The sequence below is a fragment of the Arthrobacter sp. cf158 genome (assembly GCF_900106835.1).
In the GTDB taxonomy this organism is placed as follows: domain Bacteria; phylum Actinomycetota; class Actinomycetes; order Actinomycetales; family Micrococcaceae; genus Arthrobacter.
This window is the reverse complement of sequence record NZ_FNNR01000001.1, coordinates 342,940-367,784: the sequence shown is the minus strand read 5'-3', so window position 1 is coordinate 367,784 and position 24,845 is coordinate 342,940. Positions and strand designations below refer to the sequence as shown.

Genomic DNA, 24,845 nt, shown 5'->3' with positions numbered 1-24,845 from the left:
TGACTATTCTCCTTTGTTGGTGTCGGCTGCAGGGCCCTCAACGGAGGAGGTCCCTGAAGCCTTGTTCTTGCCTGCGGTGCCTTTTCCAAGGCGTGACTCAGGCCGTGGAAGGTGGACATCCTTGAAGTTGGTGTCTTCGCCCGACCCCGCCGAAGCGGCCGCCGGCTGGAGTTCCACGCCGCCCAATCCTTCATCATGTTCCCACGTCCTGCCCGCAATGTAGCGAACTGCCGTGTTTACTACGGCGAGCAGCGGGACGGCGAACAGTGCCCCCGGGATGCCGGCAAGGTAGGAGCCCGCGGCGACGGAGAGGATCACGGCCACCGGGTGCAACGCCACGGCCTTGCCCATCACCAACGGCTGCAGGATGTGGCTTTCCAGCTGCTGCACCAGCAGGACGATTGCCAGCATGATGAGCGCGTTGATGGGTCCGTTGGCCACCAATGCGAGCAGCACTGCGATGGCACCGGTAACCAGCGCACCTACTACCGGAATGAAGGAGCCGATGAACACGAGGACGGCCAGGGGAAGTGCGAGCGGTACCTGGATGATGGCCGCACCAACTCCAATGCCCACTGCGTCAACAAAGGCAACGAACATTTGGATCCGCACGTAACTGACCATTGAGGTCCAGCCACGACGCCCCGCGCCGTCGGTTGCCCTCCGCGCCGTCTTGGGCAGCAACCGCACCAGGAACGCCCAGATCCGGCTTCCTTCCAGCAGGAAGAAAATCAGGATGAAAAGCGCCAGGACCAACCCGGCCGCGAAGTGTCCCGCTGTGCTGCCAAAGGAGAGAGCGCCACTGAGGATGCTGCTGCTGTTGTTCTGCAGGGCGTTGGCGCCATCGGCGATGTACTGGTCGATCTGGTCTGCTGTGAGGTGGAGTGGACCGTCCGCCAACCACGTCTGAATCTGTTGGATCCCTGCCAGCGCTTCCTGCCAAAGCTCCCCGAAACCGGAGACCAGCTGCCTTCCCACCAGGGCCAGCGCTCCCGCGATCACACCGATGAAGCCGACTACCGTGATGGCCACCGCGGCGCCGTTGGGAATCTTGCGGTGACGCAGCCACACCACCACCGGGTAGAGGAGGCCCGCCAAAAGCGCAGCCACCATCACGGGAATGATGAGGAAGCTGACCTTGCCCAGAAGCCACACCAAGGCCCCGATCATGAGCAGGATCAGTCCTGCCCGCCACGACCAGGCAGCAGCAATGCGGACCCCATACGGGATGTCCTCGGCAATTTGGCGGTCTGAACGTGTTTTGGCGTCCGATGTTGGCGTCATAAACCCATAATTCCGTAGCCCACGCCGTATGGGAAACCGACCCGCTCCCCCATGGACAAACACGGGGCACAAAGCCTAGAGGGAAGCTGCGATGCCCCAGGTCATGGTGAAGGCTTCACCGGGCTCCAGCCACCGCAGGCCATCGCCGCTGTTGAATGCATTGGCGGGGCCCGTCATGGGTTCGATCGCCACTGCTTTGGAACGTCCAGGGAACGTGTCAGTGACAAAAACATGGACGTACTGACAGCTTTCGTCCTGCTCCAGGCTCACACTGCGGCCATCAGGTGCCGTCAGCGTGTGGCGCGCTGTGCCGGCGTCGTACGTCAGATCCGTCAAGGCGACATCAATCACGAGGCGGCCAACCGCACCCCCTGCCGAGAGGTCGTACTCGCCGTCCGCCGCGGCGGTGCTGCGGGGAATCAAGCGTTCGTCTGCCACCAACCGGGTTGCAGCCCGCACCGTCAGGACAAGGTCCTCCGGGGCAACGTCACCGAGGCGCAGGTATGGATGGGCTCCCAGCACAAAGGGCGCCGTGCCCTGGGAGTCGTTGACCAAGGTCTGCCACACGCGCAGGTCCAGCGAATCGTCCAGTTCATACCGCACCCGGTGCCTCACCAGGAACGGGTACCCGTGCTGCGGGAAGACGGTGGCTTCGAGCGTCACGGAGAACTCCGACTCGTCCACCAGCGTGTAGGCCGTGTTCCGGAGCAGGCCATGGCTGGCGTTGTTGCGCGATACCTCGGTGATGTCCAGCTGTTGCTTCTTGCCGTCGAGGTACCAGGTCCCGTCCTCCACACGATTTGCCCAGGGCGCCAAGGTGATGCCGGTTGCGCCGGGCGAAATTTCGTCGTCGCCGTAGCTTTCGGTCAACTGGACGCCGCCACGGGAGTAGAGGCGCAGACCTGCCGCGAGCTCGGTGACGACGGCGAGCGCGTCGCCCCTGCGAAGTTCGAATTGGCGGCCGGTGGCGAAGCGGCGGGGCTCAGACTGAAGGCCGTTTTCGGCGGATGATGGCGAGACAGACATGGCAATACCGTACTGCATCGTGGAGCAGGCTTCCCCAGCTGGATGTTTGCTTTTGTTAGAAACTATGCGTTTTTGGTCACTTGTGGAATGATGGATTCATGAGTCGCATCACCAGCACCCGCCTTGCGGACAGCCGCGAGCTGATCTACTTCGACGACCCCGCAACTCCGGAACGCACACCGGAATCACTGGTGGACCACCGCGAACTTCCGGCACGTGGTGAACCCGGCGAGGTCAGGTATGACGCCCTGTCCGGCGACTGGGTAGCAGTGGCCGCGCACCGTCAGGCCCGGACCCACCTTCCGCCTGCTGACCAGTGCCCCATTTGTCCCACCACCCCGGCGAATCCTTCGGAAATCCCGGCTTCCGATTACGACGTCGTGGTCTTCGAGAATCGCTTCCCGTCATTGGGGCCGGCCGTGGGCGACATCCCCCCGCTTCCAGCGCCGGGCCACAGCGGCCACGGAACCACCGGACCCGCGTTTGGCCGCTGTGAGGTGGTGGCGTTCACCCCGCAGCACACCGGTTCGTTCGCAGAACTGGGCGAGACCCGGGCCCGCACGGTCATTGAAGCGTGGGCCCAACGGACCGAAGCCCTGAGTGCCCTGCCCGGCATCAAGCAGGTGTTCCCTTTCGAAAACCGCGGGGCGGACATCGGTGTCACCCTGCACCACCCGCACGGCCAGATCTACGCCTACCCCTACGTCACTCCCCGCGCCGCCCAGCTCGGTGCTGTGGCACGGAAGTACTACGACGACGTCGACGCGAAGGAAACGCTGGCGGCCTCACTCCTGAAGGCCGAACGTGAGGACGGCAGCCGCATGGTGTTGGAGGCAGAACACTTCAGCGCCTACGTACCCTTCGCAGCGCGCTGGCCCCTGGAGATCCATCTGGTCCCACACCGCAGTGTGCCCGATCTGGCTGCGCTCAGCGGCGGGGAGCGCGATGAACTCTCGCACGTCTACCTGGACCTGCTCAAACGGCTGGACTCCCTTTACCCGACCCCCATGCCCTACATCTCCGCCTGGCACCAGGCGCCGCTGGACCCCAGCCTCCGGCCGGCAGGTCAACTGCACCTGCAGTTGACGTCCCCCCGCCGCGCGGCCGATAAGCTCAAGTACCTGGCTGGCTCCGAGGCCGCCATGGGAGCGTTCATCAACGACACCACACCCGAAGCGGTGGCTGAGCGGCTACGGAATGCCGCTGCACCGGCTTCCTCCAAGACACTGGAAGGCACCCGAGCATGACCACCACCACCGATACCAGCGTCCTCGCCACCCGCTTCCAGGAAACGTTCGGCGCAGATCCCGACGGCGTGTGGCAGGCACCGGGGCGGGTCAACCTCATCGGCGAGCACACGGACTACAACGAGGGCTTCGTGTTGCCTTTTGCCATCGACAAGACAGCGAAGGTGGCCCTGCGCGTCCGCGACGACTCTGCAGTCCGGATGTTGTCCACCTTTGGCGGACACGGCGTGGTGGAGGCCGACCTCGCGGACTCGGAACCCGGCTCCGGCGAGGGCTGGTCCCGTTACCCCCTCGGTGTGGCCTGGGCTTTGAAGGAACGTGGCATCGAGGTGCCCGGCTTTGACCTGCTGCTCGATTCCGATGTCCCTTCAGGGGCCGGCCTGTCGTCGTCACACGCGATTGAGTGCGCCGTCATCAGTGCGCTCAACGAATTGACCGGAGCCGGCCTCGCTGCCGAGGACCTGGTACTGGCAACTCAGCGTGCCGAGAACGTTTTTGTTGGCGCGCCCACCGGGATCATGGACCAGTCAGCCTCCCTGCGGGGCGCGAAAGGGCACGCCGTCTTCCTGGACTGCCGTGACCAGCACGTGGACCTTGTCCCCTTCGATGCCGAAGCCTCGGGCCTGGTGCTGCTGGTTATCGACACCAAGGTGTCGCATTCACATGCCGACGGCGGTTACGCCTCCCGTCGCGCGTCCTGCGAGCTGGGTGCCGAGATCCTCGGCGTCAAAGCACTCCGCGACGTCGGTGTCGAGGCTTTGGAGGAAGCGTCCGGGCTGCTGGACGACACCACGCTTCGGCGCGTGCGCCACGTTGTCACCGAAAATGACCGGGTGCTCCAGACAGTGGAAATCCTGGGCACTCAGGGACCCGCCAGCATCGGTGCGTTGCTGGACGCCAGCCATGTGTCCATGCGGGACGATTTCGAGATCTCCTGCCCGGAGCTGGACCTGGCCGTAGATACCTCCCGCGCGAACGGAGCTATCGGTGCCCGCATGACCGGCGGCGGTTTTGGCGGTTCTGCCATCGCACTGACCCCGGTAGGCGAAGAGCAGCAGGTGCGGGACGCCGTCGTGCGTTCATTTGCAGAGGCAGGCTACGCGGCCCCGGACATCTTCACCGTGACCCCGGCCGCCGGCGCACTTCGCCTGGCCTGAAGCCCTCCCGGCCTACGCCCGGCGTCCGCCCAGACGCCGGGCGTAAGCTGGGGCCATGACTGAGGCCGTCGTAGTTTCCACAGCCCGAAGTCCTATTGGCAGGGCTTTCAAAGGCTCCCTCAAGGACGAACGCCCGGACGATCTGGCCACCGCCATGGTGCAGGCGGCCCTCGACAAGATCCCCGGGTTTGATCCCGCTGCGGATGACGCTGGCGGACTGGATGACATCCTCCTTGGCTGCGCAGAACCCAGCGGTGAGGCAGGCTCCAACATGGCCCGGGTGGTGGCTGTCCTTGCCGGACTGGATCGGGTACCGGCTGCCACCGTCAACCGTTTCTGCGCCTCAAGCCTCCAAACCCTGCGGATGGCATTCCACGCCATTAAAGCCGGCGAAGCCCACGCGATCGTCTCCGCCGGAGTGGAGAGCGTGTCCCGGTACCAGAACTGGGCCGGTGCCGGTGAGACCGATACCGCCAACCACAACTCCCTGTTCAGGGCAGCTGCACAGCGGACGGCGGCCCGCGCGGCGTCGAACATTCCCTGGACCGATCCCCGGCTGGGCGGAAGGCTCCCGGATATCTACATCGCCATGGGCCAGACAGCCGAGAACGTGGCCACCACCTATGGGATCAGCCGGGCCGAGCAGGACGAATGGGGAGTACTGAGCCAGAACCGCGCCGAAGCCGCCATAGCCTCCGGCTTTTACGCCCGCGACATCACGCCGTACACGCGCAAGGACGGCACAGTGGTGGACCAGGACGACTCCCCCCGGGCAGGGGTCACCCTCGAAGCGGTATCGGCCCTGCAGCCCGTGTTCCGCACGGAAGGCACCGTGACGGCGGGCAATGCATGCCCACTCAATGACGGCGCGGCCGCGATGGTGGTCATGAGCGACTCCCGCGCCCGCGAACTTGGCCTTGAACCATTGGCACGGGTGGTCTCAACCGGCGTGAGCGCCCTCTCTCCCGAGCTCATGGGCATGGGACCGGTGGAGTCGTCGCGGCGGGCTCTGGCGTTGGCCGGGCTCACCATGGACGACATCGACCTCGTGGAGCTCAACGAAGCCTTCGCCGTGCAGGTTATTGCCAGCGCCCGCGAGCTGGGCATCGACCCGGCAAAGCTCAATGTCCACGGCGGAGCGATTGCCCTGGGACACCCGTTCGGAATGACTGGCGCCCGAATGACCAGCACCCTTTTGAATGGGCTCAAGGAACGCGACGGGACGCTGGGCCTGGCGACGCTGTGCGTGGGTGGCGGGCAGGGAATGGCGGTTGTCTTTGAACGCCTGTGCTAGCTCGGGCGCGGGAGCCGGTGTGAATCCTTGCGCCTGTTTGGGCCTCGCAGCGAAAAGTTCCCCAAGGACACAAAAATGCCCCCGAAGTATCTTCGGGGGCATTTCGCGTTGACGGACTCCGATGGAGTTAGTCGTCGCCCCGCAAAATTGCGAGCAAGCGGATGATTTCGACGTAGAGCCACACCAGGGTGACCGTCAGTCCGAAGGCAGCAACCCAGGAGTAACGTTCCGGGGCGCCGGCGCGGACGCCTTCCTCAATGCTGGTGAAGTCCATGATGAGCGAGAACGCTGCCAGGCCAATCGCGAGGATGCCGATGAAGACACCCAGCGGAATGCCTGCAATGGTGATGCTCGAGCGGAGGCCGAAGGGCTCCTGCACTGCGCCGGTCCACATCATCACCATGTTGATCAGGGCGAAGACTGCGTAACCGATGGTGGCGATCATGAAGAAGCGCACCATCTTGGGTGTGGCGCGGACCTTACCGCTCTTGAACAGCACCAGCGTCACGCCGAAGACTGCCAGGGTCCCGATGACGGCCTGCAGGCCAACGCCCGGATACATGCCATCCAGGATGCGGGTAAGGCCACCGAGGAACAGGCCCTCGAGTCCGGCGTAGGCCAGGATCAAGGCCGGTGACGGCTGCTTCTTGAACGTGTTGACGAGGGCAAGAACGAATCCGCCCAGCGCACCAACGATCATGAGCATGGTGGAGAGTGCGGGAGCCACGAACAGCGTGACGCCTGCGCCGAGAACCAGGACCACGAGGCAGGCGACGGTCTTCATGATGACGTCGTCATAGGTCATGCGTCCGGTATCGGCCGGCCCAGCCGAAGGCTGGTTGTACATCTGCTGCAGCTGTTCATTCGTCATGTTCTGCTGCTGGGCCGACCATGCTGCCTGGCCGTCCATGACCTGTCCGGGTGGCCGGCCAGGTGCCTGGCTAAATTGCTGGCCGTACGGATTTTGCGGTACAGGCGGGGCCTGCTTTGCTCCACGGAAATTCTTTCCGTTGAAGACTGGGTTTCCGCCAAGTGCCATTGCGGTTGTCCTCCTGAAAAAGGGCTAAGTGATAATTCACGGTACCAATTACCACGCGCGTGCGGCAGGGAAAGTTCCCTTGTTCACCCAGACGAAACGCAACCGTGACACGAAAAGGGCACAGTGGCTGGATGGGCCGCCCGGTGGAACGTTTAGTAACACCCTTAAACAACAAAGGTTTACTTAAGCACAGCTACATTGCTTGTTGCCTATAGCTTCACAGTTGTTATCCGATCGCGATCTTCGCACCCCCGAACTGGGCATTCTTTCCGCCCACCGAGCGGTAACATAGGCCACACATGGGTGACTTAGATCACAATCGAGGCAGCTAGGCAAGAACCGTTCACAAGCCCCATGACCGTTCGCACCGGCTGCAATGGCGCAGCCGGGACCACCCCCACTGTGGAGGTTTCCATTTTGAGAAGCACACTGCGCGACCCGTCCAACAGACGGTCCAAGGGACTACAGAGAGTCGTGGGGGCATTTTTCGCCGCCCTCATCGCCACTCTGTTGATCGCCGCCCCCTCGGCACAGGCAACCACCCCCTCGCCTTCGCCGTCACCGACGACATTCCAGAACAACATCAGCGGTTTCCTCCGCGATGACGCCAGGGCCCCCATACCCGGCGTCAAGATCAAAGCCACAGGCAATGGGTTCGAAGGTGACGCCACCTCCGGAGCCAATGGAGCGTGGTCCATCGGCGTTCCCGTCCAGGGCACCTACACCATTGAGCTGGATACCTCCACCTTGCCGGAGGGCATCAAACTTGCCGATGGCCAGGACAATCCCCGCGATGTCACCTTCAGCCAAACATCCAACCTGTCGGTGATTTTCGCCTTCGGCAAAGGCATCGTTGTCCAGCAACAAGACTTCGGCCAAAATCTCCTGAACCGCTTGGTTGCGGGCCTGAGCTTCGGCCTGCTCCTTGCACTCGCCTCCGTGGGCCTCTCCCTGATCTTCGGAACAACGGGCCTCACCAACTTCGCCCACGGCGAGATGGTGACACTCGGCGCGGTGCTCGTCTTTATGTTCAACGGCTTTGGACTGCCTTTCTGGCTGGCCATCCTGCTGGCGCTGGTAGGCGGCGGGCTGTTCGGCTATGTCCAGGACGCCGGGCTCTGGCGGCCACTGAGGAAACGGGGATCCGGACTGGTCCCCATGATGATCGTCAGCATCGGCCTTGCCTTGGCCATCCGCTACGTCATCCAGTTCTTCTTTGGCGGTGCAACCCAGCAGCTGCCGGGTGCCCAGAGCGCCGAGATCCAGATTGGGCCTGTTTCCATCTCGCCCAACAACCTCTGGTCGCTGGTCATCAGTGCCGTGGTCATCGCCTTGATCGGCATCGTCCTTTTGAAGACCCGACTCGGAAAGGCGACGCGTGCCGTAGCGGACAACCCCGCCCTGGCAGCAGCCTCCGGCATCGACGTGGACTCCGTGATCCGCATCGTGTGGATTGTGGGTGGCGTGCTCGCCTCCCTGGGCGGCATTCTGTGGGCTTACTACCGCCCAGGCGTCACGTTCGACATGGGATCGCAAATCCTGCTTCTCATCTTCGCCGGCGTGACTCTCGGTGGCTTGGGAACAGTCTTCGGCGCACTGATCGGCTCTATTGTCGTCGGCATCTTCGTGGAACTGACTACCGTGTTCGGCCTTCCTGCCGACCTCAAGTACGTTGGGGCCCTTTTCATCATGATCGTTGTTCTTCTGTTCCGACCGCAGGGTATCCTCGGCCGGCGTGAGCGTGTGGGTTAGGAGCGGGCCATGGATTTCGGATTTATTCTCTCCAGCGCCCTTGGCGAACTATTCAGTCCAACGACGGCGGCCTACGCACTTGCCGCTTTGGGCCTTGCCGTTCACTTCGGCTACTCGGGCCTGTTGAACTTCGGCCAGGCCGGTTTCATGGCAGTGGGAGCCTATGGCTTTGCCATCTCCACCCTGACGTTCGACGCCCCGTTCTTCCTGGCACTGATCATCTCCATTCTGTGCTCGGTGATCTTCGCCTTCATCCTCGGTATCCCCACGCTTCGGCTCCGCGCCGACTATCTGGCCATTGTCACCATCGCAGCGGCAGAAATTGTCCGCTACGTGGTCACTACCAACCAGCTCACCAGCGTCACAGGTTCGGCAAACGGTTTGGCAGCGTTTGAGAACACGTTCTACGCCATGAACCCCTTCCCCGAGGGCTCCTACATGGGCATGAACAACCGCGACTTCTTCATCCGCGTAGTCGGCTGGGGACTCGTGATCGTGTGCTGTGTCTTGGTGTGGCTCCTCATGCGCAGCCCGTGGGGTCGCGTCCTGAAGGGCATCCGCGAAGACGAGAACGCCGTCCGCTCGCTCGGTAAAAACGTCTACGCCTACAAGATGCAGGCCCTGGTCATCGGCGGTGTCCTGGGCGCCTTGGCGGGCATGATTTTCACCCTTCCCCGCGGCGCTGTCCAGCCGTCCAACTACGGCACGGAACTGACATTCTTCCTGTGGACCTGCCTCCTGCTCGGCGGTATGGCCACAGTCCTTGGGCCGGTCATCGGAGCCATGATCTTCTGGGTTGTCCTTTCGCTGACCCAGAGCCTGCTCTACGGCCTCATTGAATCAGGGGCCGTCACTTGGCTGACAACTGTCCAGGCGGGCCAGTTGCGCTACATCCTGGTGGGTGTTGCCTTGATGCTCCTGATGATCTTCCGCCCGCAAGGCGTCTTCGGCAATAAGAAGGAGCTTGCTTTCGCATGAGTGAGACCAACCAAAACAACACCGAGAATATCGACTACATGACCGACTCGCGGCCCATCGCGGTCGGGGAAAATACCCCTGGTTGCAAGAAGCGCGATCCCATTGTGGTGGCAGAGGACGTGACCCGTTCCTTTGGCGGCATCAACGCCGTGGACGTGGAATACCTCGAGATCCCGCGCCATAAGATCACCGCATTGATTGGTCCCAACGGAGCCGGCAAAACCACCCTGTTCAACCTCCTCACCGGCTTTGACACTCCCAACACGGGCAAATGGCAGTTTGAAGGCAGCAGCCTGGCCGGCGTCTCCTCTTACAAGGTTGCCCGCATGGGCATGGTCCGCACGTTCCAGCTGACAAAGGTCATGGGCAAGTTGACGGTCATGGAGAACATGCGCCTGGGAGCAGCAGACCAGCCCGGCGAACGTCTTTCCAAAGCCCTGTTCAAGGGCATGTGGGGCGGCCGCGAAAAGGAGATCACCGCTCAGGCAAACGTGCTGTTGGAGAAGTTCAAGCTGGATGCCAAGAAGGACGACTATGCAGCGTCCCTTTCAGGCGGTCAGCGGAAGCTCCTTGAAATGGCACGGTCCTTGATGGTCAAGCCCAAGCTGGTGATGCTCGACGAGCCCATGGCTGGTGTGAACCCGGCGCTGACGCAGTCATTGTTGGACCACATCAAGAACCTCAAGGCAGAGGGCATGACCGTGCTGTTCGTGGAGCACGACATGAACATGGTCCGCCACATCGCTGACTGGGTTGTGGTCATGGCCGAAGGCAAGGTTGTTGCCGAAGGACCTCCGGGCGAAGTCATGAAGAACCCCGCGGTCATCGACGCCTACCTCGGCGCCCACCACGATGTGGACCTCGGTGACGCTGAAGGCATCAAGGTGCTCGAGGCAGAACTCGAAGCCGACGAAGAGTCGGTGGTGGGAACCGAAGATGCGGGCATCCTGTCCGAAATCGTAGAAACCAAGAAGGAGGACGGACAATGAGCAACACCAGCGCAATGCCCGCCTCGGCAGATGCCCCCGCGTCCGACTCGGTGGTCAAAGTCACCGATCTGGTGGCGGGCTACATTCCCGGCGTCAACATCCTCAACGGCTGCAGCATCGAGGCCCGCAAGGGCGAACTGATCGGCATCATCGGGCCTAACGGTGCGGGCAAGTCCACGCTCCTGAAAGCCATGTTCGGCTTGGTGAAGGTCCACTCCGGCACAGTCGTGGTACGCGGCCAGGACCTCACAGGGTTGAAGGCCAACAAGCTGGTTACTCAGGGCGTGGGCTTCGTGCCGCAGACCAACAACGTCTTTGCCACGCTGACCATTGAAGAGAACCTGCAAATGGGGATGTTCCAGCGGCCCAAGGACTTCTCCGAACGCTTCGACTTTGTAACCAGCCTCTTCCCGGAGTTGGGTAAGCGGCGTGCCCAGCGTGCAGGCTCCCTCTCCGGTGGTGAACGCCAGATGGTGGCCATGGGCAGGGCACTCATGATGGACCCGGCTGTGCTGCTGCTCGATGAGCCATCGGCAGGTCTCTCCCCCGTCAAACAAGACGAGACGTTCCTGCGGGTGCACGAGATCAACCGCGCCGGCGTCTCGGTGATCATGGTGGAACAGAATGCCCGCCGCTGCCTGCAGATCTGCGACCGCGGATATGTCCTGGACCAGGGCAAGGATGCGTACACCGGTACAGGCCGGGAGCTCATGAAGGACCCCAAGGTCATCCAGCTCTACCTGGGCACCCTGGCCGACGAAGTCTAACGACGTCAGTCACGAAGGCCTGGTTCCGGTGTCGCCAGAACCAGGCCTTCGCTGTTTTCAGCTGCGTCCCTCGAATGTCGCGCTGTTGCTGTTCTTCGGCACCACCACATGCACCGCATTCCGCTCAACAGTGAAGTTCGTGGGCGTGCTGGTTGCGATCTCGCCGTCGAGGTTTACCGGCAGCGGCGGATTGGTGACCAGCCTGACGCTCCGGCTGGTGAGGTGGTACACCCGCTCGTTTTCCACAAATTTGCCATTCTTGAGCGAACGGGCGATCTTGGCCTGCTCCCGCAGCGGCGCAGCCAGGATCGCATAGATGTCCAGGGTGTGATCGTCAATCCCCGCCGTGGGAGAGACCGCGTTGCCGCCGCCGTAGTATCGTCCGTTCCCTACTGCCACTTGAAGCAGGTCCTCCAGCTCCACGGGCTCATGGTCCCCCTCCGGGAACTCAAGCCGGGCGTGGAAGGGCCTGTGCTTGGCGTAGGAGCGCAGGGTTGCCACACCGTATGCCAGGGGGCCAATGAGACGCTTGAGGCGGGGGGTGAGCGCCTCCGTGACCGCCACGGAGAGGCCGGCAGAAGCCACATTCAGGAACGGCTGGCCGTTGGCCCGTCCGAGGTCGATGTCCACCACTTTTCCCTCCGCGAAGGCAGCGCAAGCGCGGCTCAGTTCCCGTGGGATCTCCAGGGTCCTGGCAAGGTCATTGGCGGTGCCCAGAGGAAGGACACCAAGTACGACGTCGGTACCGGCCACGAGCCCGGCTGCGGAGGCAACCGTTCCGTCGCCTCCCCCCACCAGCACAAGATCGTGCCCGCCGGTAACCGCCTGCTCCAGGGTGCGGCCGAGGTCCCCGCCTCCGTCCACCATATATACGGCGGAGACCGGGAGCTCCGCCCTTTCCAGGCTCTGGGTCACCAGCTTTCGAGCTGCGGCACCTTTGCGTGAACCGGTGTTGATGACCACCGCGATGGAGCGGGCTTCCCGGGTTAGCTTCATGAGGACATGGTAGGTGTACCGCCTGTGTAATGGCTTTGGACGTCATGGCTTTGGACGCAGAACGGGTCCCCTTCCTTACAGGAAGGGGACCCGTTGCTAACTGCGGTTCAGCGTGAGCTTGGCTTAGAGCTTGCCGAACTCTTCGCGGACCGGCTTGTAGGTGTTGTCATCCTGGTACTCGTAGATGCCGATGTATGCCTCGGTGGGGTCACCGGCATCGGAGAACGTTACAGGACCGGACTGGCCGTCGTAGTCGATGTCCTTGCCCTCGCGGAGCAACGTGACACAGGCTGCGAAGCTGGTGCACTTCTCGCCGCCCTCAGAGACTTCCTTCAGCTTGGCTGCGATATCCGTGCCCTTGGTGCTCTTGGCTGCCTCAGAAGCCAGCGCGATCAGGTTCACGGCGTCGTAGGACTCGCCTGCGTAGCTGTAATCCTTCAGTGCGGGATCGATAGCGAGGAGCTTCTGCTTGAAGGCGTCCTTGGCGAACGTACCGGGAATGGTTCCCTGTGCGCCCTTCAGGGTGCCTGCCTGGAAGTCCTTGCTGTAGTCCGAGGTGTTGCCATCAACCATGAACAGCTGGGTGGGCTTGATGCCCTTGCCGGTGATCAGGGGGACGATGCTCTTGGCTTGGTCGAACGTGATCAGGGCGATGGCGTCCGGCTTGGCTGCGAGGACCTTGTCCACCTGGCTGCTGAACTGCGAATCGCCCTCGTTGAAGAGTTCTTCAGCAACAACCTTGCCGCCGGCTGCCTCAAAGGCTTCCTTGACGTTCTTCTGGAGGCCGGTACCGTAGGCGTCGTTCAGAACGATCATGCCGACGGTCTGGGCGCCACAGGTAGCCATGTAGTTGCCCAGGACCTTGCCCTGCAGCACGTCGGACGGTGCAGTGCGCCAGTACAGGCCCTTGTCATCCCACGTAGTGAAGTCCGGGGAGGTGTTCGCAGGCGAGAATTGGATGACTCCAGCGCCGGTGATCTGGTTGATGACCGTCTTGGAAACACCGGAGGATGCGGCACCGATCACGGCGCTCACGCCCTGTCCCAGCAGGGCGGTGGTGGATTGGGTTGCGATGTCAGTCTTGGTGTCACCGGAATCGCGGTGAATCACGGAGACGGGAGCACCCAGGACGCCGCCGGCGTCGTTAACTTCCTTGATACCGAGGTTCACACCGGCAATTTCGGGCGGACCGAGGAACGCCAGCGACCCCGTTGTCGGCAGGAGCGATCCTAGTTTAAGCGGCGTTGACGTGGTGGTGGTCGAGGGAGGTACAGGTCCCGTGTTGGTGGCAGCCTGGCTGTTGCCGGCTCCCGCCCCGCTGCTGGGTGCCGGGCAGGAGATGCCTGCTGCGGCGGCGGCGGATGAAGACCCAGTCTGGGTTGGAGTCGAAGACCCACCACAAGCTGTGGCCAAGAGAGCGACCCCAATGCCAAGCGCTGTTAGCTTGGCGGCTCGGGGCGCCGCTGGGGAAAGATCAAACATTCGTTGTCTCCTCGATCGAAAGGTGCGAACTGCCTTTGATGCGATTACTCAGGTGTTCCTGATTAAGACTCAAACTAGTGCAATTGATCCACGAACATAAGTGATTCAGGTCACATCCCTATAACACTCGTTGCCTGTGGGGAATCTACGAGCATGCTGGGAAATCTCACTGAAGTAGGGGGAGGCTCCAACGCAAGGGAGAATTCGCTCTCGCCTACAGAACAGGGCACTCCCCCAAAGAACAGTGCCCTCCGCCAAAGAACAGTGCCCCAGGTGGGACTCGAACCCACAACACGCGGATTTTAAGTCCGCTGCCTCTGCCAATTGGGCTACTGGGGCGCCCGGACCATGGTATCCCAGCTACAGCTGGTTGAACGGCTCGGCATAGCGGAAGGTGCCGCTGACGCCGTCGGGCCATCCGGGGAGCGTCAGCAATTGGAAGTGATCACCCCACACCGTTTCCGGCGGTTCAATGCCCAAGGAGGTGGCCGGAACGTACCCGAAGCGCGGGTAGTAAAGAGGGCTGCCGAGCAAGGCGATCCCGGGCTCTCCGAGGGCAGTGGCGCGGGCAGCCGTCTCGCGCATCAACGCGGAACCCACTCCGCGGCGCTGGAACGGCGGAAGCACGCCGATCGGACCGAGGGCAACAAGCTCCAATGCTCCCACCCACCCCCGGGTACTGATGGCATGACCCACAATTTCTCCGCCCATCTCCGCCACGATGCTGAGCTCCGGAATGTACTCGCCGCACTCAAAAAGCTCCCGCAGCAGCCCCACTTCAACGGGAGTGCCCACCACAGGCTCGCCGGTCACAGGTGAAACGGAGAAGGCCCGGGCAGTCAACTCCAGGATCTCTTCCCGGTCCTCGGGCAGCTCGGATCTCAGGACCACCCCACGGGCCAGCAATCGCAGCACGTCCATGGCCCGGCCGGCATCAGCTGTGGGCACCAGCAGGTGGTCGTGGTGGAACCCGGCCAGGACGTTGCAGCTGATTCCCGAGTGTGTCAGCGCTGCACTCACCGCCGCGGTCAGTCCTACGGCTTCGAGGGCCGAGTGAACCTGCAGCGTGATCCAGGTGGCCACGAAATCGTAGCTGAGGCCCAACGAATCTGCTTCATCGCGGTGAAGGACAACCGTCAGGCCTTCAGCCTCCCGAACGGCCGCTTCGATGCCGCCTTCCAGCGGCCGGCCGTGCGGCCAGAGAGCGTACACATACTCACCGTCGCGGGCCACAGGGTGCAGGGATTCCAGAAGCGTCTTCAGATCGGTTTCACCGGACATGGGAACAGTCTAGGGGCACCGCAAACACTGCAGGCCAGGAAAGTCCAGTGGTTAAACGCCGACGGCGGCCACTCCCCTGAAGGGGGCGGCCGCCGTCGGGCGTGTACTACTTGGCGTCAGCAGTTACCGGGGTCTTGGCTTCCTCGGCAACAGGCTTGGCTTCTACGGGTGCCGGTGCAGCTGCAGGCTTGGGAGCCGGCGTCGCTGCGGCCACGAAGGCACCGCGGGGGTTGTCCAGGTCGATCAGCTGCGTGGTGTCGCGGCCTGCGAAGAATGCAAGGATCCAGCCGAAGATCACGCGGAACTTGCGCTCAACGGTGGGCATGGCCATGCCGTGGTACCCACGGTGGGCCAGCCAGGCGAGGCCGCCCTTGAGGCCGATGCGGCCCAGCAGGTTGATGTTGGCAACACCCTTCCACTCGCCGAAGCCGGCAACAGCACCAAGGTTCTTGTGCTTGTAGTCGTGCAGCGGCTTGTCCCAGCGGGAAGCCCAGAGGTTCTTGGCGAGCTTCTTGGCCTGGCGGAGTGCGTGCTGGGCGTTGGGGACGCAAGTGCCGTCCGGCAGGCCCTTGCCCGTGAGGTCCGGGACGGCGGCGATGTCGCCGGCTGCCCAGGCGTTCTCCACGATGCCTTCGTCGCCTGCGATGCGCAGGTCCGGGAGGACGCGAACGCGGCCACGCGGTTCCAGCGGGAAGTCCGTGGAGCGGATCATCGGGTTGGCCTGCACACCGGCAGCCCACACCAGGGTGTCAGCTTCAACTTCCTGTGCCGGGGTCTTGTCCGGGAGGTTGATGAGCTTGAGGTTGCCCTCGGCGCTATCCAGGGAGGTGTTCAGCAGAACTTCGATGCCGCGGCTGCGGAGGTGCTCCACAACCCATTCAGCCTGCGAGGCGGTGACCTCGGGCATGATGCGTCCCATGGCTTCGACCAGGATGAAGCGGACTTCTTCCTGGCGGATGCGCGGGTTGTTACGCACGGCGGCGCGGGCGAGGTCTTCCATTTCGGTGAGGCACTCAATGCCGGCAAAACCGCCACCGACAACAACGAACGTGAGGGCCTTGGCGCGCTCTGCGGGGTCCGTCATGGTGGAAGCGGCTTCAATGCGCTCCAGCACCTTGTTGCGCAGTGCAACAGCTTCCTCGATGGTCTTCAGGCCGATGCCCTTGTCCGCGAGGCCCTTGATGGGGAACGTACGGGTGATGGCGCCAGCTGCAATGACGACGTCGAAGTACGGGATTTCGAAGTTTTCGCCGCCATCGGACGGAGCGATGACCGCAGTCCGGTTGGCGTGGTCGATGCTGGTGACGCGGCCCTGGATGAGCTCAGTCTGCTTCAGGTGCTGACGGTGGGAGACGACGGCGTGGCGTGCCTCGATGTTGCCACCTGCAACTTCCGGGAGGAAGGGCTGGTAAGTCATGTAAGGCAGTGGATCCACGACGGTGACGATGCCACCTGCATTCGCGATCTTCTTCTGCAATTTGAGGGCTACGTAGAGGCCGACGTAGCCGCCGCCGACGACGAGAACCCGGGGACGGTCAATGAGCTCAGGGGTGGTTGCCATGAGACCAGAGTACCGTACTTTGTGAAAATCTTCACTAACTACTTTTTGACGGGTGGATCCACCTTCATCATCGCGCCCGTTTCGGCTTCCTCGGGCACCGCCGGCGGGTTCTTCGACACCCTCCGCAACTGGATCGCGGCTCCGGTGACAAGAGCGATAAACAGCGCACCAAACCCAAGCACGACGGCGGCGGGAAGGGCATCGTCCACAGTGGCCGGCGTCTTGGCTACAGGGACGGTCGGATCGGCAAGCGTGGGTGCCGCGCTGGTAGGACTCGCAGCGGGTGCCTGCGACGGCGTACTGAAATCACCACGGCGGTGCACACGGATCCAGTCCGCAATCGAACCCAACGGGTTGCTGCTGGCCGTGGGCACGTCATCCTTCAGCGCCGCCTCGGCATTCAGGATCCCGTAACCGTAGAGCGGATCCTTGCCCGGAGCGCCTGCGTCCTTGGCCGTGCTGACAATCCTGTTGATGACCTGTGTGGCACTCATCTCCGGCCATTTGGAGCGGATCAGTGCGGCAACGCCGGACACGATGGGCGCTGCACCGGAGGTACCAGCCCACTCGGCGTAGCCGCCCCCGGGAATGCCGCCCACCAGATTCTCTGCAGGTGCGGCCACCCCGATGCTGATGCCCTGGGAGGAGGAGTCCACGCTGGCCCGCCCGTCGCCGTCCAGTCCGGCAACCGTAAGGACACCGGGGATGGTGGCCGGAGCTCCCACCTGGATGTTGCCGCCCACGCGGTTTCCGGCAGCCGCGACGATCACGACGTCCTTCTGCTCGGCGTACAAGAACGCGGCGTCCCAGCTCTGTGGCCAGTCCGGGGATGTACTTCCCAGGGAAATATTGATGACCTTGGCACCGTTGTCCACTGCCCAGCGGACGGCGTCCGGAATCTGCTCCTGATCCGATTTACCGCCGGGGTTGGGCGATCCGAGCCACGTTGACACGGCCAGGATCTCCGCTTCAGGTGCCACACCCGTGATGCCTTCCGGTCCCCCGGCTGGAGGGACCGTGGGTGGGGCAGCGGGAGTTGCGGACGCAGATGGTGACGGCGATGCCGTAGGGGTCGTGTGGCCACGGCCGGCCAGCATGGTAGCCACCAGGGTTCCGTGCTCGGTCTTGGCCCCGATGCTCTTCTGCCCGTTGGGAGCGCCGGCTCCGGAGACGTCCGTGCCACCCACCACCACACCCTTCAGGTCAGGATGGTTGCCGTCGATGCCGCTATCGATGATGGCCACCTTGACCCCGGCACCCTTGGAAACCTGCCACGCGTTGGTGACTCCTGATTCCTTGAGCCAGAACTCCTTGTCCCGCCAGGCGTCCGCGCTGGCGGCCGGAGCCGTCAACAATGCACCCGCCAGCGCGCTGCCGGCCATGAGGGTGGCCAATGCGGCGGAGAAGGTGCGGCGGTATCGCACCGTCATTCGGCGTCCCGGATACTCAGTGCGATGCCGTCCAGAATGTCGTGCTCGCTGGAGACAGCCACAGTGATCCGGCCATCGCTGACGGTTGCCAGCCGGTCCAGGATGCGACGCCATACCAAGGCGCCGGCGCCGATGACATCCACGCGGCCGGGGTGCATGAAAGGAAGTGCCACACGTTCGTCCCGCGTCATTTCCAGCAAGCTGGTGCAAGCGTCGCTGATGGTCTGCAGATCCAGTGAAGCCCCGTGGATCCGGCTGGGCGAGTATTCGCTCAGGCCCAATGCGTGCGCCGTGATGGTGGTGATGGAACCCGCCACGCCAACCACAGCGGTGGCGCGGTCAAGCGGCACCTCTTGCCCGGCAAGGTCAAGCGCGGCATCGACGTCGGACTCTGCTGCAGCGATTTCCGCTGCGGTGGGCGGATCACTGCGAAGGTGACGCTCAGTCAGCCTCACGCAGCCAATATCCACCGAGCGGGCAGCGATGACGCCATTGGAGTCACCCAGCACGAATTCGGTACTGCCGCCGCCCAGGTCCACCACAAGGATCGGGTCTGCCCCGGTAACCGGCAGGACACTGCTGGCGCCGGCGAAGGACAGCGCAGCTTCCTCGTTACCCGAAATTACTTCCGGTTCCACGCCCAACAGTTCACGAATGCCGTCCACAAAAACCTGGCGGTTGCGGGCATCGCGGGTTGCGGACGTCGCAGCGAACCGGACTCGTGTGGCGCCATGGAGCTGGATGAGCCCGGCGTAGTCCTTTGTGGCTGCGAATGTGCGTTCCAAGGCCTCGGGGGCGAGTTCGCCGGTGGCATCAACGCCCTGGCCCAGGCGGACCACGCGCATTTCACGCACAACATCGGTCAACGGTCCCGGCGCTCCGTTGACTGAGGCGTCTGCGATGAGGAGGCGGATGGAGTTGGTTCCACAGTCGATCGCTGCGACGCGGCTCATGCAGTGCCTTCCTGCTCGCCCGGAGCACTGGTTTTTGCTGTCCTTACCGGCGCGGGACGTCCAACGATGTCCGGCAAGCCCTGCGGGCCGTGGCGGCTCAGGTCCTTCGAGGGGGCCTCACCTGCGGTATCCCAGGCGCCGTCGCAATAGCAACGGTCTTTGGTCCACCACTCAGTGATGGACTCCAAAGCCTCGTCACCCAGCGGATTCACCCCCGGACCCGCGGCGAGCGAATGGCCCACCAAAACATGAAGGCACTTGACGCGGGTGGGCATGCCGCCGGCAGAGATGCCGTCAATCTCGGGCACCGCGCCGGTTCCCGAACGGCCGGCGATGTCGTTGCGGGCCTGCAGGTAGGCCTCGTGGGCGCCACGGTAGGCTCCAGCCAATTCCTGGTCTGCGGTCAACCGCTCGTTCATCTGGTTCATGAGCCCTGCCGCTTCCAGCCGCGACACCGCGGAGGTGATGACCGGGTGGGTCAGGTAAAACGTGGTGGGAAACGGTGTTCCGTTGCTCAACCGGGGCGCGGTGGCCGCAACCAGCGGGTTGCCGCATACGCACCGCGCCGGGATCTCGACGACATCCCGGACCGGCCTGCCGAGCTGGCGGCTAAGGACCTCGAGATCATGTGCTGATGGCTGGCGGGATTCCTGCGGCACGGCTGCCGTGTACTCTTCCACTTGCGCTGCCAACCTTCCTGCCCTTATAGCCGCGTCCTCTCAGGACACGACGGCGGCGGGCACCGCTTCTAGTCAGTTGCCGATCGTCTGATGGACTCCCAGAGAGCATCCACCCAGGGCAGATTCTCCGGGTTTGCAGAAGATCCGGAGCCGGTGCGGCCACCCGGCGTGCCGGCGGCTTCTTCTCCCCCAAACACCCAGTAACCTGTTTCACCCGGCATAACCATGTTAATGCGGTCGCGGGCCTGTTGTTTCACGTAGTTGGGGTCCTGCCACCGGGAGATCTGTTTGTTGAGCTCAGTTTGCTCCGCTTTCTTGCCGGCAATCTCGCCCTCCAGCGCGGAAATCTCGGCTCGTTTCTCCAGGAAGATCTTTACAGTGGGGGCCAACATGATGGTGATGGCAATCATCACCACGGCCAGCGCCAGCATTCGTCCGGAAAACGCCTTGGCCGGAACGGGATCAAGGTGGTGGTCATCCTTGGCTGCGGAACCTGCTGTACCCGGGGACTTCGCTGCCGTCTTGTTCGAACCGCCGGCTGAGCTCCTGCCGGTCGTCGGCTTCTTCCCGGCAGCTGCCTTGCCCGCCACAGCATGTGTGGCAGCAGCGCTGTTCCGGCCAGCGGCCGACGTCGAGGTTTTGGGGGCAGCGCGCGTGGCCCCGAACTCCCCCTTGATGACGTCTGCCCCGTCCGGATTTCCGCCGTGCGGATTTGCAGCATCAGGAGCTTTAGGCGCAGGACGCGGGGTTCCGTTGGGAGGCCGGGTTCCACTGGGAGGCGTAGCTTGGTGGGCAGGCCGGCCAAGGGCGTCGGCCCTGGGGACCTTGGGACGACGGGTGGCCATGACACTCCTGTAATGCCCGGTGCTTGCCTGGCGGGGTTGCTGCTCTTGCTTGTTCTGACCAGGCCAGCGTTAAACAGAACCGGTGGCCATGGTCTTTCCACCATAGCCACCGGTCAGCTGTTTTTGCTGAAGGCTAGCCCTTGAAACGCGGGAACGCGCTGCGGCCGGCGTAGCGTGCGGCATCATCGAGTTCTTCTTCGATGCGCAGCAGCTGGTTGTACTTGGCGACGCGCTCGGAGCGTGCCGGGGCACCGGTCTTGATCTGACCTGCGTTGGTGGCAACGGCGATGTCAGCAATGGTGGTGTCCTCGGTTTCGCCGGAGCGGTGCGAGGTGATGGTGGTGTAGCCGGAGCGCTGGGCCAGGGAAACGGCGTCCAGCGTCTCGGTCAGGGAACCGATCTGGTTGACCTTGACCAGCAGGGAGTTGGCCGTGGCGGCGTCGATGCCCTGCTGCAGGCGGACCGGGTTGGTGACGAAGAGGTCGTCGCCCACCAACTGGACCTTGTCACCAATGGTGTCGGTGAGGGTCTTCCAGCCTTCCCAGTCGTTCTCGTCCAGCGGGTCTTCGATGGAAACCAGCGGGTAGTCGGCAACCAGCTCGGCGTAGTACGCGCTCATCTCGGTGGCAGAGAGTGCCTTGCCTTCGAACTGGTAAGCACCGTCCTTGAAGAACTCGGAGGATGCAACGTCCAGTGCCAGGGCGATGTCCTTGCCCGGGGTGTAGCCGGCGTTCTTGATGGCTTCCTGGATCAGGTCCAGTGCAGCGCGGTTGGAGGGCAGGTTGGGGGCGAAGCCGCCCTCGTCACCCAGGCCGGTGGAGAGGCCCTTCTCCTGAAGAACGGACTTGAGGTTGTGGTAAACCTCAACGCCCCAACGCAGGCCTTCGGAGAAGGTCTCGGCGCCGATCGGAGCGATCATGAATTCCTGGATGTCCACGTCGGAGTCGGCGTGCGAGCCACCGTTGAGGATGTTCATCAGCGGAACCGGCAGGACGTGGGCGTTCGGGCCGCCCAGGTACTTGTACAGCGGCAGGTCAGCGGAGGCTGCGGCAGCGTTGGCAACGGCCAGGGAAACACCCAGGATGGCGTTGGCGCCCAGCTTGCCCTTGTTGGGGGTTCCGTCCAGGTCGATCATGGCCTGGTCGATGCTGCGCTGGTCTGTGGCGTCGAAGCCAATCAGTGCCGGGGAGATCTCGTCGATAACCGCGTCAACGGCCTTCTGGACACCCTTGCCGAGGTAACGGCCCTTGTCGCCGTCGCGAAGCTCAACGGCCTCGTGCTCACCGGTGGAGGCACCGGAGGGTACTGCTGCGCGGCCGATCTGGCCGTCGGAGAGCAGAACCTCAACTTCTACGGTCGGGTTTCCGCGGGAATCAAGGATCTCGCGTGCGTGGATGGCATCGATAAGCGCCATGGATGTGCTCCTTATGGGCGAATTACAGGAATGTGGAGGGAAATTCTCAACGTCCTCGTCGCTACTAGCGTAGTCGAGAGTGGCTTAGGTTACGGCACGGCTTCCAACGGCTCACGTCATGAAGGCGACGCGTGGCCTTTCTGAAACGATCGAACTGCAGCGCGAAGGGCCCGCTCGGCGTCCAACCCCTGTTCCCGGGCACCGGCGACGACGGCGAGCAGCAGCTCGCCAAGCGCCTCTTCGGTTGCGGGAATGACGGGAAGTACGACGGCGGATTGCCCGCCTGCCGCTCCAACGGGCAGGCCGGCGCGGGCCGCCCTGTCCATGGACTTTTGTGCCGCTGCCAACGCCGGAAGGTGCGGGGGTATGCCCTGGAAAGGGTCCTTCCGTTCAGGCATTTCCGCCTTCTTTGCCGCGTCCCACGTGACGATGATCTCCTCAACGCTGGCCGGAAAACTTTCCCGCAAGGATCCGTCAGGCGTGAAAACGTGCTGGTTGCGCCGGATCATCTTTTCGTTGATCCCCTTGGCTACGGCATCGAAGTCAAAGCTGCCGCGCTCCTCGGCGAGCCGGGCGTGAAGCACTACCTGCAGCAGTACATCGCCCAGCTCGCCGCGGAGCTCGTCGTCAACATCGCCGGCCTCGATCGAGTCCACCACTTCGTAGGCTTCCTCAATCAGGTACTCCACCAGCGACTCGTGCGTCAACGCACCCATCCACGGGCAATGTTCACGCAGCTCAGCGATCGTCCCCAGCAGCTGGTCCAGCGGAGAATTAGCCGAGGTTGGCGTAGGCATCGTTGATGTACTCAACCAAAGCTTCACGCTCGTCCAGCGGCAGGAAAGCTGCCTCTGCGGCGTTAAGGGTCAGTTCGAGCAGATCATCAAGATCGTAATCGAAGGTTTCCACCAGGAGCTCAAACTCATCCGTCAGGGTGACACCGCTCATGAGGCGGTTGTCAGTGTTGATGGTGACGTTAAAGCCCAGCTGGAAAAGCATGTCCAGCGGGTGGCTTTCAATGCCCTCGCCAAAGCCGGAAATGGCACCGGTCTGGAGATTGGACGACGGGCAGATCTCCAAGGCGATTCCGCGGTCGCGTACCCAGGCGGCAATGCTGCCGATGGTCACCATGCCAACAGTGTCCTCGCCGTCGTCGTCCGAGTTGTCCTCGAACTCCACCGTGATGTCCTCGGCGATCCGCACGCCGTGGCCCAGGCGGAGCGCGCGTCCATCCACGAGTGCGGACTGGATGCTCTCCAGGCCGGCGGCTTCACCAGCGTGGACGGTGGCCGGGAAGTTGTTCTCGGCCAAGTATGTGAAGGCGTCCTTGAAGCGGGAAGGCAGGAAGCCGTCTTCAGCACCGGCAATGTCGAAACCAACGGCGCCGTTGGCCCGGTGACGAACAGCGAGTTCCGCGATTTCCTGACCACGGTCAGCGTGCCGCATGGCCGTGATCAGCTGACCAACCTGGATCTGCTGGCCGCGCTCTTCTGCCGCGTCGACGCCTGCTTCCAAGCCAGTCTGGACGGCTTCTACCACCTCATCCAGGGTCAGGCCCTTCTGCAGGTGCTGCTCGGGCGCCCAGCGCACTTCGCCGTACACCACGCCGTCCTCGGCAAGGTCTTCCACGAACTCCTTGGCGACCCGGAACAGGCCTTCCTTGGTCTGCATGACGGCAATGGTGTGGTCAAAGGTTTCGAGGTAGCGAACCAGGGAGCCGGAGTCGGCAGACTCGCGGAACCATTCGCCCAGCGCGACGGGATCGGTGGAGGGCAGCGTGTGGCCGACGGCCTCAGCCAGCTCAATGATGGTGGCGGGGCGGAGTCCCCCGTCCAAATGGTCATGGAGGGAAACCTTGGGAAGGCTCTTCAGATCGAAGTCAAGGGCAGGGGCAGCGTCAAGTATGGGCTCAGTCACGTACTAACTGTAGGGGGACTGCAGGAGCTTAGCCAGCAGGCTTGGAAGCGTCGACGCCGGCAATCACGTTCGTGGGGGCCTCATTCGAAGGGGCCTCCGGGTTCAGGGCGGCACCACGGGCGGCGTCCTTCTTCTCCAGATATTTATGCCACCAGCGCAGGGCGTGATCCACCACGATGCCCAGGACCACGGCGAACGCAACGGCGATGCCAACCCCCAGGAGCGGGTTGTTGTGCACCCATTGCCCCGCCAGCAATCCAATGCCGATGGAGTATGCAACCCACGTGACGCAGGCAAAAGCGTCCAACCAGAAGAAGGTCCGGTGGCGGAACCCCGTTTGCCCGGCGACGTAGTTCACCGCAACGCGGCCCCACGGAATGTAGCGGGCCGTGAAAATCAGGACGGCACCGCGCTTGTCCAGCTCATATTGGGCCCAGGCGAACATCTTTTGGACCTTGGGCCTGCGCATCCACTTCCAGCGGGTCAGTCCGATCTTGCGGCCAAGCATGTAGGCCATATTGTCGCCGGCCATCGCCCCCACCAACGCTGTGGCCCCAAGGATCCACAAGTTGGGTTCTCCGCTGTGAAGTGACAGCGCCGAGAGACCCACAATGGCTGTTTCGCTGGGGAGGATGGTGGCAAATCCGTCAATGAAGAAGAAGACCAGGAGGACCGGGTATATCCAGGGCTGCCCGGCTGCATGCTCGAGCATTTGGTTCAAAAACTCCACGCGGCGGTAGCTCCTAGGCGAAT

Annotated in this window: 22 protein-coding genes and 1 tRNA gene; 7 read left to right on the top strand and 16 right to left on the bottom strand. The window is 63.1% G+C overall.

Annotation, left to right across the window (positions count from 1 at the left end):
• Positions 1 to 3: 3 nt before the first annotated feature.
• Both BLW08_RS01730 and BLW08_RS01725 read right to left on the bottom strand, forming a co-directional pair.
• On the bottom strand, positions 4 to 1,284 hold the full coding sequence (locus BLW08_RS01730) for an AI-2E family transporter (protein ID WP_091323014.1): 1,281 nt from the start codon (positions 1,282 to 1,284) through the stop codon (positions 4 to 6).
• 75 nt (positions 1,285 to 1,359) lie between these two features.
• Entirely contained in the window at positions 1,360 to 2,310 is a 951-nt protein-coding gene (locus tag BLW08_RS01725; protein WP_254779617.1) for an aldose 1-epimerase family protein, read from the bottom strand.
• Positions 2,311 to 2,408: 98 nt separating this feature from the next.
• Between BLW08_RS01725 and galT the strand changes: the two genes are divergently transcribed.
• From galT to BLW08_RS01710, 3 genes are read left to right on the top strand one after another with little or no spacing between them, the layout of a single operon-like run.
• Positions 2,409 to 3,557: a galactose-1-phosphate uridylyltransferase gene (galT, locus tag BLW08_RS01720; protein WP_090819864.1), complete on the top strand. Its 1,149-nt coding sequence runs from the start codon at positions 2,409 to 2,411 to the stop codon at positions 3,555 to 3,557.
• The gene (galK, locus tag BLW08_RS01715) at positions 3,554 to 4,714 is read left to right on the top strand and encodes a galactokinase (RefSeq protein ID WP_091323010.1); all 1,161 of its coding nucleotides are present in this window, start codon (positions 3,554 to 3,556) and stop codon (positions 4,712 to 4,714) included. Before galT ends, galK begins: the two co-directional genes overlap by 4 nt.
• A gap of 55 nt (positions 4,715 to 4,769) precedes the next feature.
• Complete coding sequence (locus BLW08_RS01710; RefSeq protein WP_091323008.1) at positions 4,770 to 6,008, top strand: acetyl-CoA C-acetyltransferase; 1,239 nt, start codon at positions 4,770 to 4,772, stop codon at positions 6,006 to 6,008.
• A 127-nt stretch (positions 6,009 to 6,135) separates the two neighbouring features.
• Here BLW08_RS01710 and BLW08_RS01705 read toward each other — a convergent pair whose 3' ends face one another.
• Positions 6,136 to 7,047, bottom strand: a complete 912-nt coding sequence (locus tag BLW08_RS01705; protein WP_091323006.1) for a Bax inhibitor-1/YccA family protein — start codon at positions 7,045 to 7,047, stop codon at positions 6,136 to 6,138.
• 354 nt (positions 7,048 to 7,401) lie between these two features.
• Here BLW08_RS01705 and BLW08_RS01700 point away from each other — a divergent pair, with 354 nt between their 5' ends.
• Genes BLW08_RS01700 through BLW08_RS01685 form a run of 4 tightly spaced genes read left to right on the top strand, consistent with a single transcriptional unit; the run spans position 7,402 to position 11,533 of the window.
• Positions 7,402 to 8,799, top strand: coding sequence for a branched-chain amino acid ABC transporter permease (locus tag BLW08_RS01700; protein WP_090819873.1), 1,398 nt, complete (start codon positions 7,402 to 7,404; stop codon positions 8,797 to 8,799).
• A 9-nt stretch (positions 8,800 to 8,808) separates the two neighbouring features.
• Positions 8,809 to 9,777, top strand: coding sequence for a branched-chain amino acid ABC transporter permease (locus BLW08_RS01695; protein WP_090819876.1), 969 nt, complete (start codon positions 8,809 to 8,811; stop codon positions 9,775 to 9,777).
• Positions 9,774 to 10,766 carry an ABC transporter ATP-binding protein gene (locus BLW08_RS01690; protein ID WP_090819878.1) on the top strand — a complete coding sequence of 331 codons (993 nt, stop codon included), beginning with the start codon at positions 9,774 to 9,776 and terminating at the stop codon, positions 10,764 to 10,766. Before BLW08_RS01695 ends, BLW08_RS01690 begins: the two co-directional genes overlap by 4 nt.
• Positions 10,763 to 11,533: an ABC transporter ATP-binding protein gene (locus BLW08_RS01685; RefSeq protein ID WP_090819881.1), complete on the top strand. Its 771-nt coding sequence runs from the start codon at positions 10,763 to 10,765 to the stop codon at positions 11,531 to 11,533. Before BLW08_RS01690 ends, BLW08_RS01685 begins: the two co-directional genes overlap by 4 nt.
• 57 nt (positions 11,534 to 11,590) lie before the next feature.
• On the opposite strand, the gene BLW08_RS01680 is transcribed toward BLW08_RS01685, so the two are convergent.
• The 13 genes from BLW08_RS01680 to BLW08_RS01620 all read right to left on the bottom strand — a co-directional run bounded on the left by BLW08_RS01680 (position 11,591) and on the right by BLW08_RS01620 (position 24,804).
• Complete coding sequence (locus BLW08_RS01680) at positions 11,591 to 12,529, bottom strand: lipid kinase (protein ID WP_091323003.1); 939 nt, start codon at positions 12,527 to 12,529, stop codon at positions 11,591 to 11,593.
• Positions 12,530 to 12,652: 123 nt separating this feature from the next.
• The gene (locus BLW08_RS01675) at positions 12,653 to 14,011 is read right to left on the bottom strand and encodes an ABC transporter substrate-binding protein (protein ID WP_090819887.1); all 1,359 of its coding nucleotides are present in this window, start codon (positions 14,009 to 14,011) and stop codon (positions 12,653 to 12,655) included.
• A gap of 265 nt (positions 14,012 to 14,276) precedes the next feature.
• A tRNA-Leu gene (locus BLW08_RS01670) sits at positions 14,277 to 14,350 on the bottom strand.
• A 21-nt stretch (positions 14,351 to 14,371) separates the two neighbouring features.
• On the bottom strand, positions 14,372 to 15,292 hold the full coding sequence (locus BLW08_RS01665; protein ID WP_091323001.1) for an N-acetyltransferase: 921 nt from the start codon (positions 15,290 to 15,292) through the stop codon (positions 14,372 to 14,374).
• A gap of 106 nt (positions 15,293 to 15,398) precedes the next feature.
• On the bottom strand, positions 15,399 to 16,853 hold the full coding sequence (locus BLW08_RS01660) for an NAD(P)/FAD-dependent oxidoreductase (RefSeq protein WP_090819893.1): 1,455 nt from the start codon (positions 16,851 to 16,853) through the stop codon (positions 15,399 to 15,401).
• Between the two features lie 38 nt (positions 16,854 to 16,891).
• Complete coding sequence (locus BLW08_RS01655) at positions 16,892 to 18,283, bottom strand: S8 family serine peptidase (protein ID WP_091322999.1); 1,392 nt, start codon at positions 18,281 to 18,283, stop codon at positions 16,892 to 16,894.
• Complete coding sequence (locus tag BLW08_RS01650) at positions 18,280 to 19,236, bottom strand: Ppx/GppA phosphatase family protein (protein ID WP_091322998.1); 957 nt, start codon at positions 19,234 to 19,236, stop codon at positions 18,280 to 18,282. The genes BLW08_RS01655 and BLW08_RS01650 overlap by 4 nt, the downstream gene beginning before the upstream one ends.
• Positions 19,233 to 19,916 (bottom strand): DUF501 domain-containing protein, encoded by a 684-nt coding sequence (locus BLW08_RS01645; protein ID WP_175538543.1) that lies wholly within the window; start codon positions 19,914 to 19,916, stop codon positions 19,233 to 19,235. Before BLW08_RS01645 ends, BLW08_RS01650 begins: the two co-directional genes overlap by 4 nt.
• Before the next feature lie 68 nt (positions 19,917 to 19,984).
• Positions 19,985 to 20,761, bottom strand: coding sequence for an FtsB family cell division protein (locus BLW08_RS01640; protein WP_091322994.1), 777 nt, complete (start codon positions 20,759 to 20,761; stop codon positions 19,985 to 19,987).
• A 133-nt stretch (positions 20,762 to 20,894) separates the two neighbouring features.
• A complete protein-coding gene (eno, locus tag BLW08_RS01635; RefSeq protein ID WP_090819908.1) occupies positions 20,895 to 22,175 on the bottom strand; it encodes a phosphopyruvate hydratase in 1,281 nt (426 codons plus the stop codon).
• Between the two features lie 116 nt (positions 22,176 to 22,291).
• The gene (locus BLW08_RS01630; protein ID WP_091322993.1) at positions 22,292 to 22,972 is read right to left on the bottom strand and encodes a MazG nucleotide pyrophosphohydrolase domain-containing protein; all 681 of its coding nucleotides are present in this window, start codon (positions 22,970 to 22,972) and stop codon (positions 22,292 to 22,294) included.
• Positions 22,950 to 24,092: an adenosine deaminase gene (locus tag BLW08_RS01625; RefSeq protein WP_090819913.1), complete on the bottom strand. Its 1,143-nt coding sequence runs from the start codon at positions 24,090 to 24,092 to the stop codon at positions 22,950 to 22,952. Before BLW08_RS01625 ends, BLW08_RS01630 begins: the two co-directional genes overlap by 23 nt.
• Before the next feature lie 28 nt (positions 24,093 to 24,120).
• A complete protein-coding gene (locus tag BLW08_RS01620) occupies positions 24,121 to 24,804 on the bottom strand; it encodes a DedA family protein (RefSeq protein WP_091323302.1) in 684 nt (227 codons plus the stop codon).
• Between the last annotated feature and the right edge of the window lie 41 nt (positions 24,805 to 24,845).

What these genes read in the sequence shown, in the direction of transcription:
- BLW08_RS01725 (WP_254779617.1), bottom strand. Translation starts at nt 2,310, where the DNA reads ATGTCTGTCTCGCCATCATCCGCCGAAAACGGCCTTCAGTCTGAGCCC.
- BLW08_RS01655 (WP_091322999.1), bottom strand. Translation starts at nt 18,283, where the DNA reads ATGACGGTGCGATACCGCCGCACCTTCTCCGCCGCATTGGCCACCCTC.
- BLW08_RS01730 (WP_091323014.1), bottom strand. Translation starts at nt 1,284, where the DNA reads ATGACGCCAACATCGGACGCCAAAACACGTTCAGACCGCCAAATTGCC.
- BLW08_RS01650 (WP_091322998.1), bottom strand. Translation starts at nt 19,236, where the DNA reads ATGAGCCGCGTCGCAGCGATCGACTGTGGAACCAACTCCATCCGCCTC.
- BLW08_RS01680 (WP_091323003.1), bottom strand. Translation starts at nt 12,529, where the DNA reads ATGAAGCTAACCCGGGAAGCCCGCTCCATCGCGGTGGTCATCAACACC.
- BLW08_RS01640 (WP_091322994.1), bottom strand. Translation starts at nt 20,761, where the DNA reads ATGGCCACCCGTCGTCCCAAGGTCCCCAGGGCCGACGCCCTTGGCCGG.
- eno (WP_090819908.1), bottom strand. Translation starts at nt 22,175, where the DNA reads ATGGCGCTTATCGATGCCATCCACGCACGCGAGATCCTTGATTCCCGC.
- BLW08_RS01695 (WP_090819876.1), top strand. Translation starts at nt 8,809, where the DNA reads ATGGATTTCGGATTTATTCTCTCCAGCGCCCTTGGCGAACTATTCAGT.
- BLW08_RS01685 (WP_090819881.1), top strand. Translation starts at nt 10,763, where the DNA reads ATGAGCAACACCAGCGCAATGCCCGCCTCGGCAGATGCCCCCGCGTCC.
- BLW08_RS01710 (WP_091323008.1), top strand. Translation starts at nt 4,770, where the DNA reads ATGACTGAGGCCGTCGTAGTTTCCACAGCCCGAAGTCCTATTGGCAGG.
- galT (WP_090819864.1), top strand. Translation starts at nt 2,409, where the DNA reads ATGAGTCGCATCACCAGCACCCGCCTTGCGGACAGCCGCGAGCTGATC.
- BLW08_RS01700 (WP_090819873.1), top strand. Translation starts at nt 7,402, where the DNA reads ATGACCGTTCGCACCGGCTGCAATGGCGCAGCCGGGACCACCCCCACT.
- BLW08_RS01620 (WP_091323302.1), bottom strand. Translation starts at nt 24,804, where the DNA reads ATGCTCGAGCATGCAGCCGGGCAGCCCTGGATATACCCGGTCCTCCTG.
- BLW08_RS01705 (WP_091323006.1), bottom strand. Translation starts at nt 7,047, where the DNA reads ATGGCACTTGGCGGAAACCCAGTCTTCAACGGAAAGAATTTCCGTGGA.
- BLW08_RS01690 (WP_090819878.1), top strand. Translation starts at nt 9,774, where the DNA reads ATGAGTGAGACCAACCAAAACAACACCGAGAATATCGACTACATGACC.
- BLW08_RS01630 (WP_091322993.1), bottom strand. Translation starts at nt 22,972, where the DNA reads ATGCCTACGCCAACCTCGGCTAATTCTCCGCTGGACCAGCTGCTGGGG.
- galK (WP_091323010.1), top strand. Translation starts at nt 3,554, where the DNA reads ATGACCACCACCACCGATACCAGCGTCCTCGCCACCCGCTTCCAGGAA.
- BLW08_RS01675 (WP_090819887.1), bottom strand. Translation starts at nt 14,011, where the DNA reads ATGTTTGATCTTTCCCCAGCGGCGCCCCGAGCCGCCAAGCTAACAGCG.
- BLW08_RS01665 (WP_091323001.1), bottom strand. Translation starts at nt 15,292, where the DNA reads ATGTCCGGTGAAACCGATCTGAAGACGCTTCTGGAATCCCTGCACCCT.
- BLW08_RS01660 (WP_090819893.1), bottom strand. Translation starts at nt 16,853, where the DNA reads ATGGCAACCACCCCTGAGCTCATTGACCGTCCCCGGGTTCTCGTCGTC.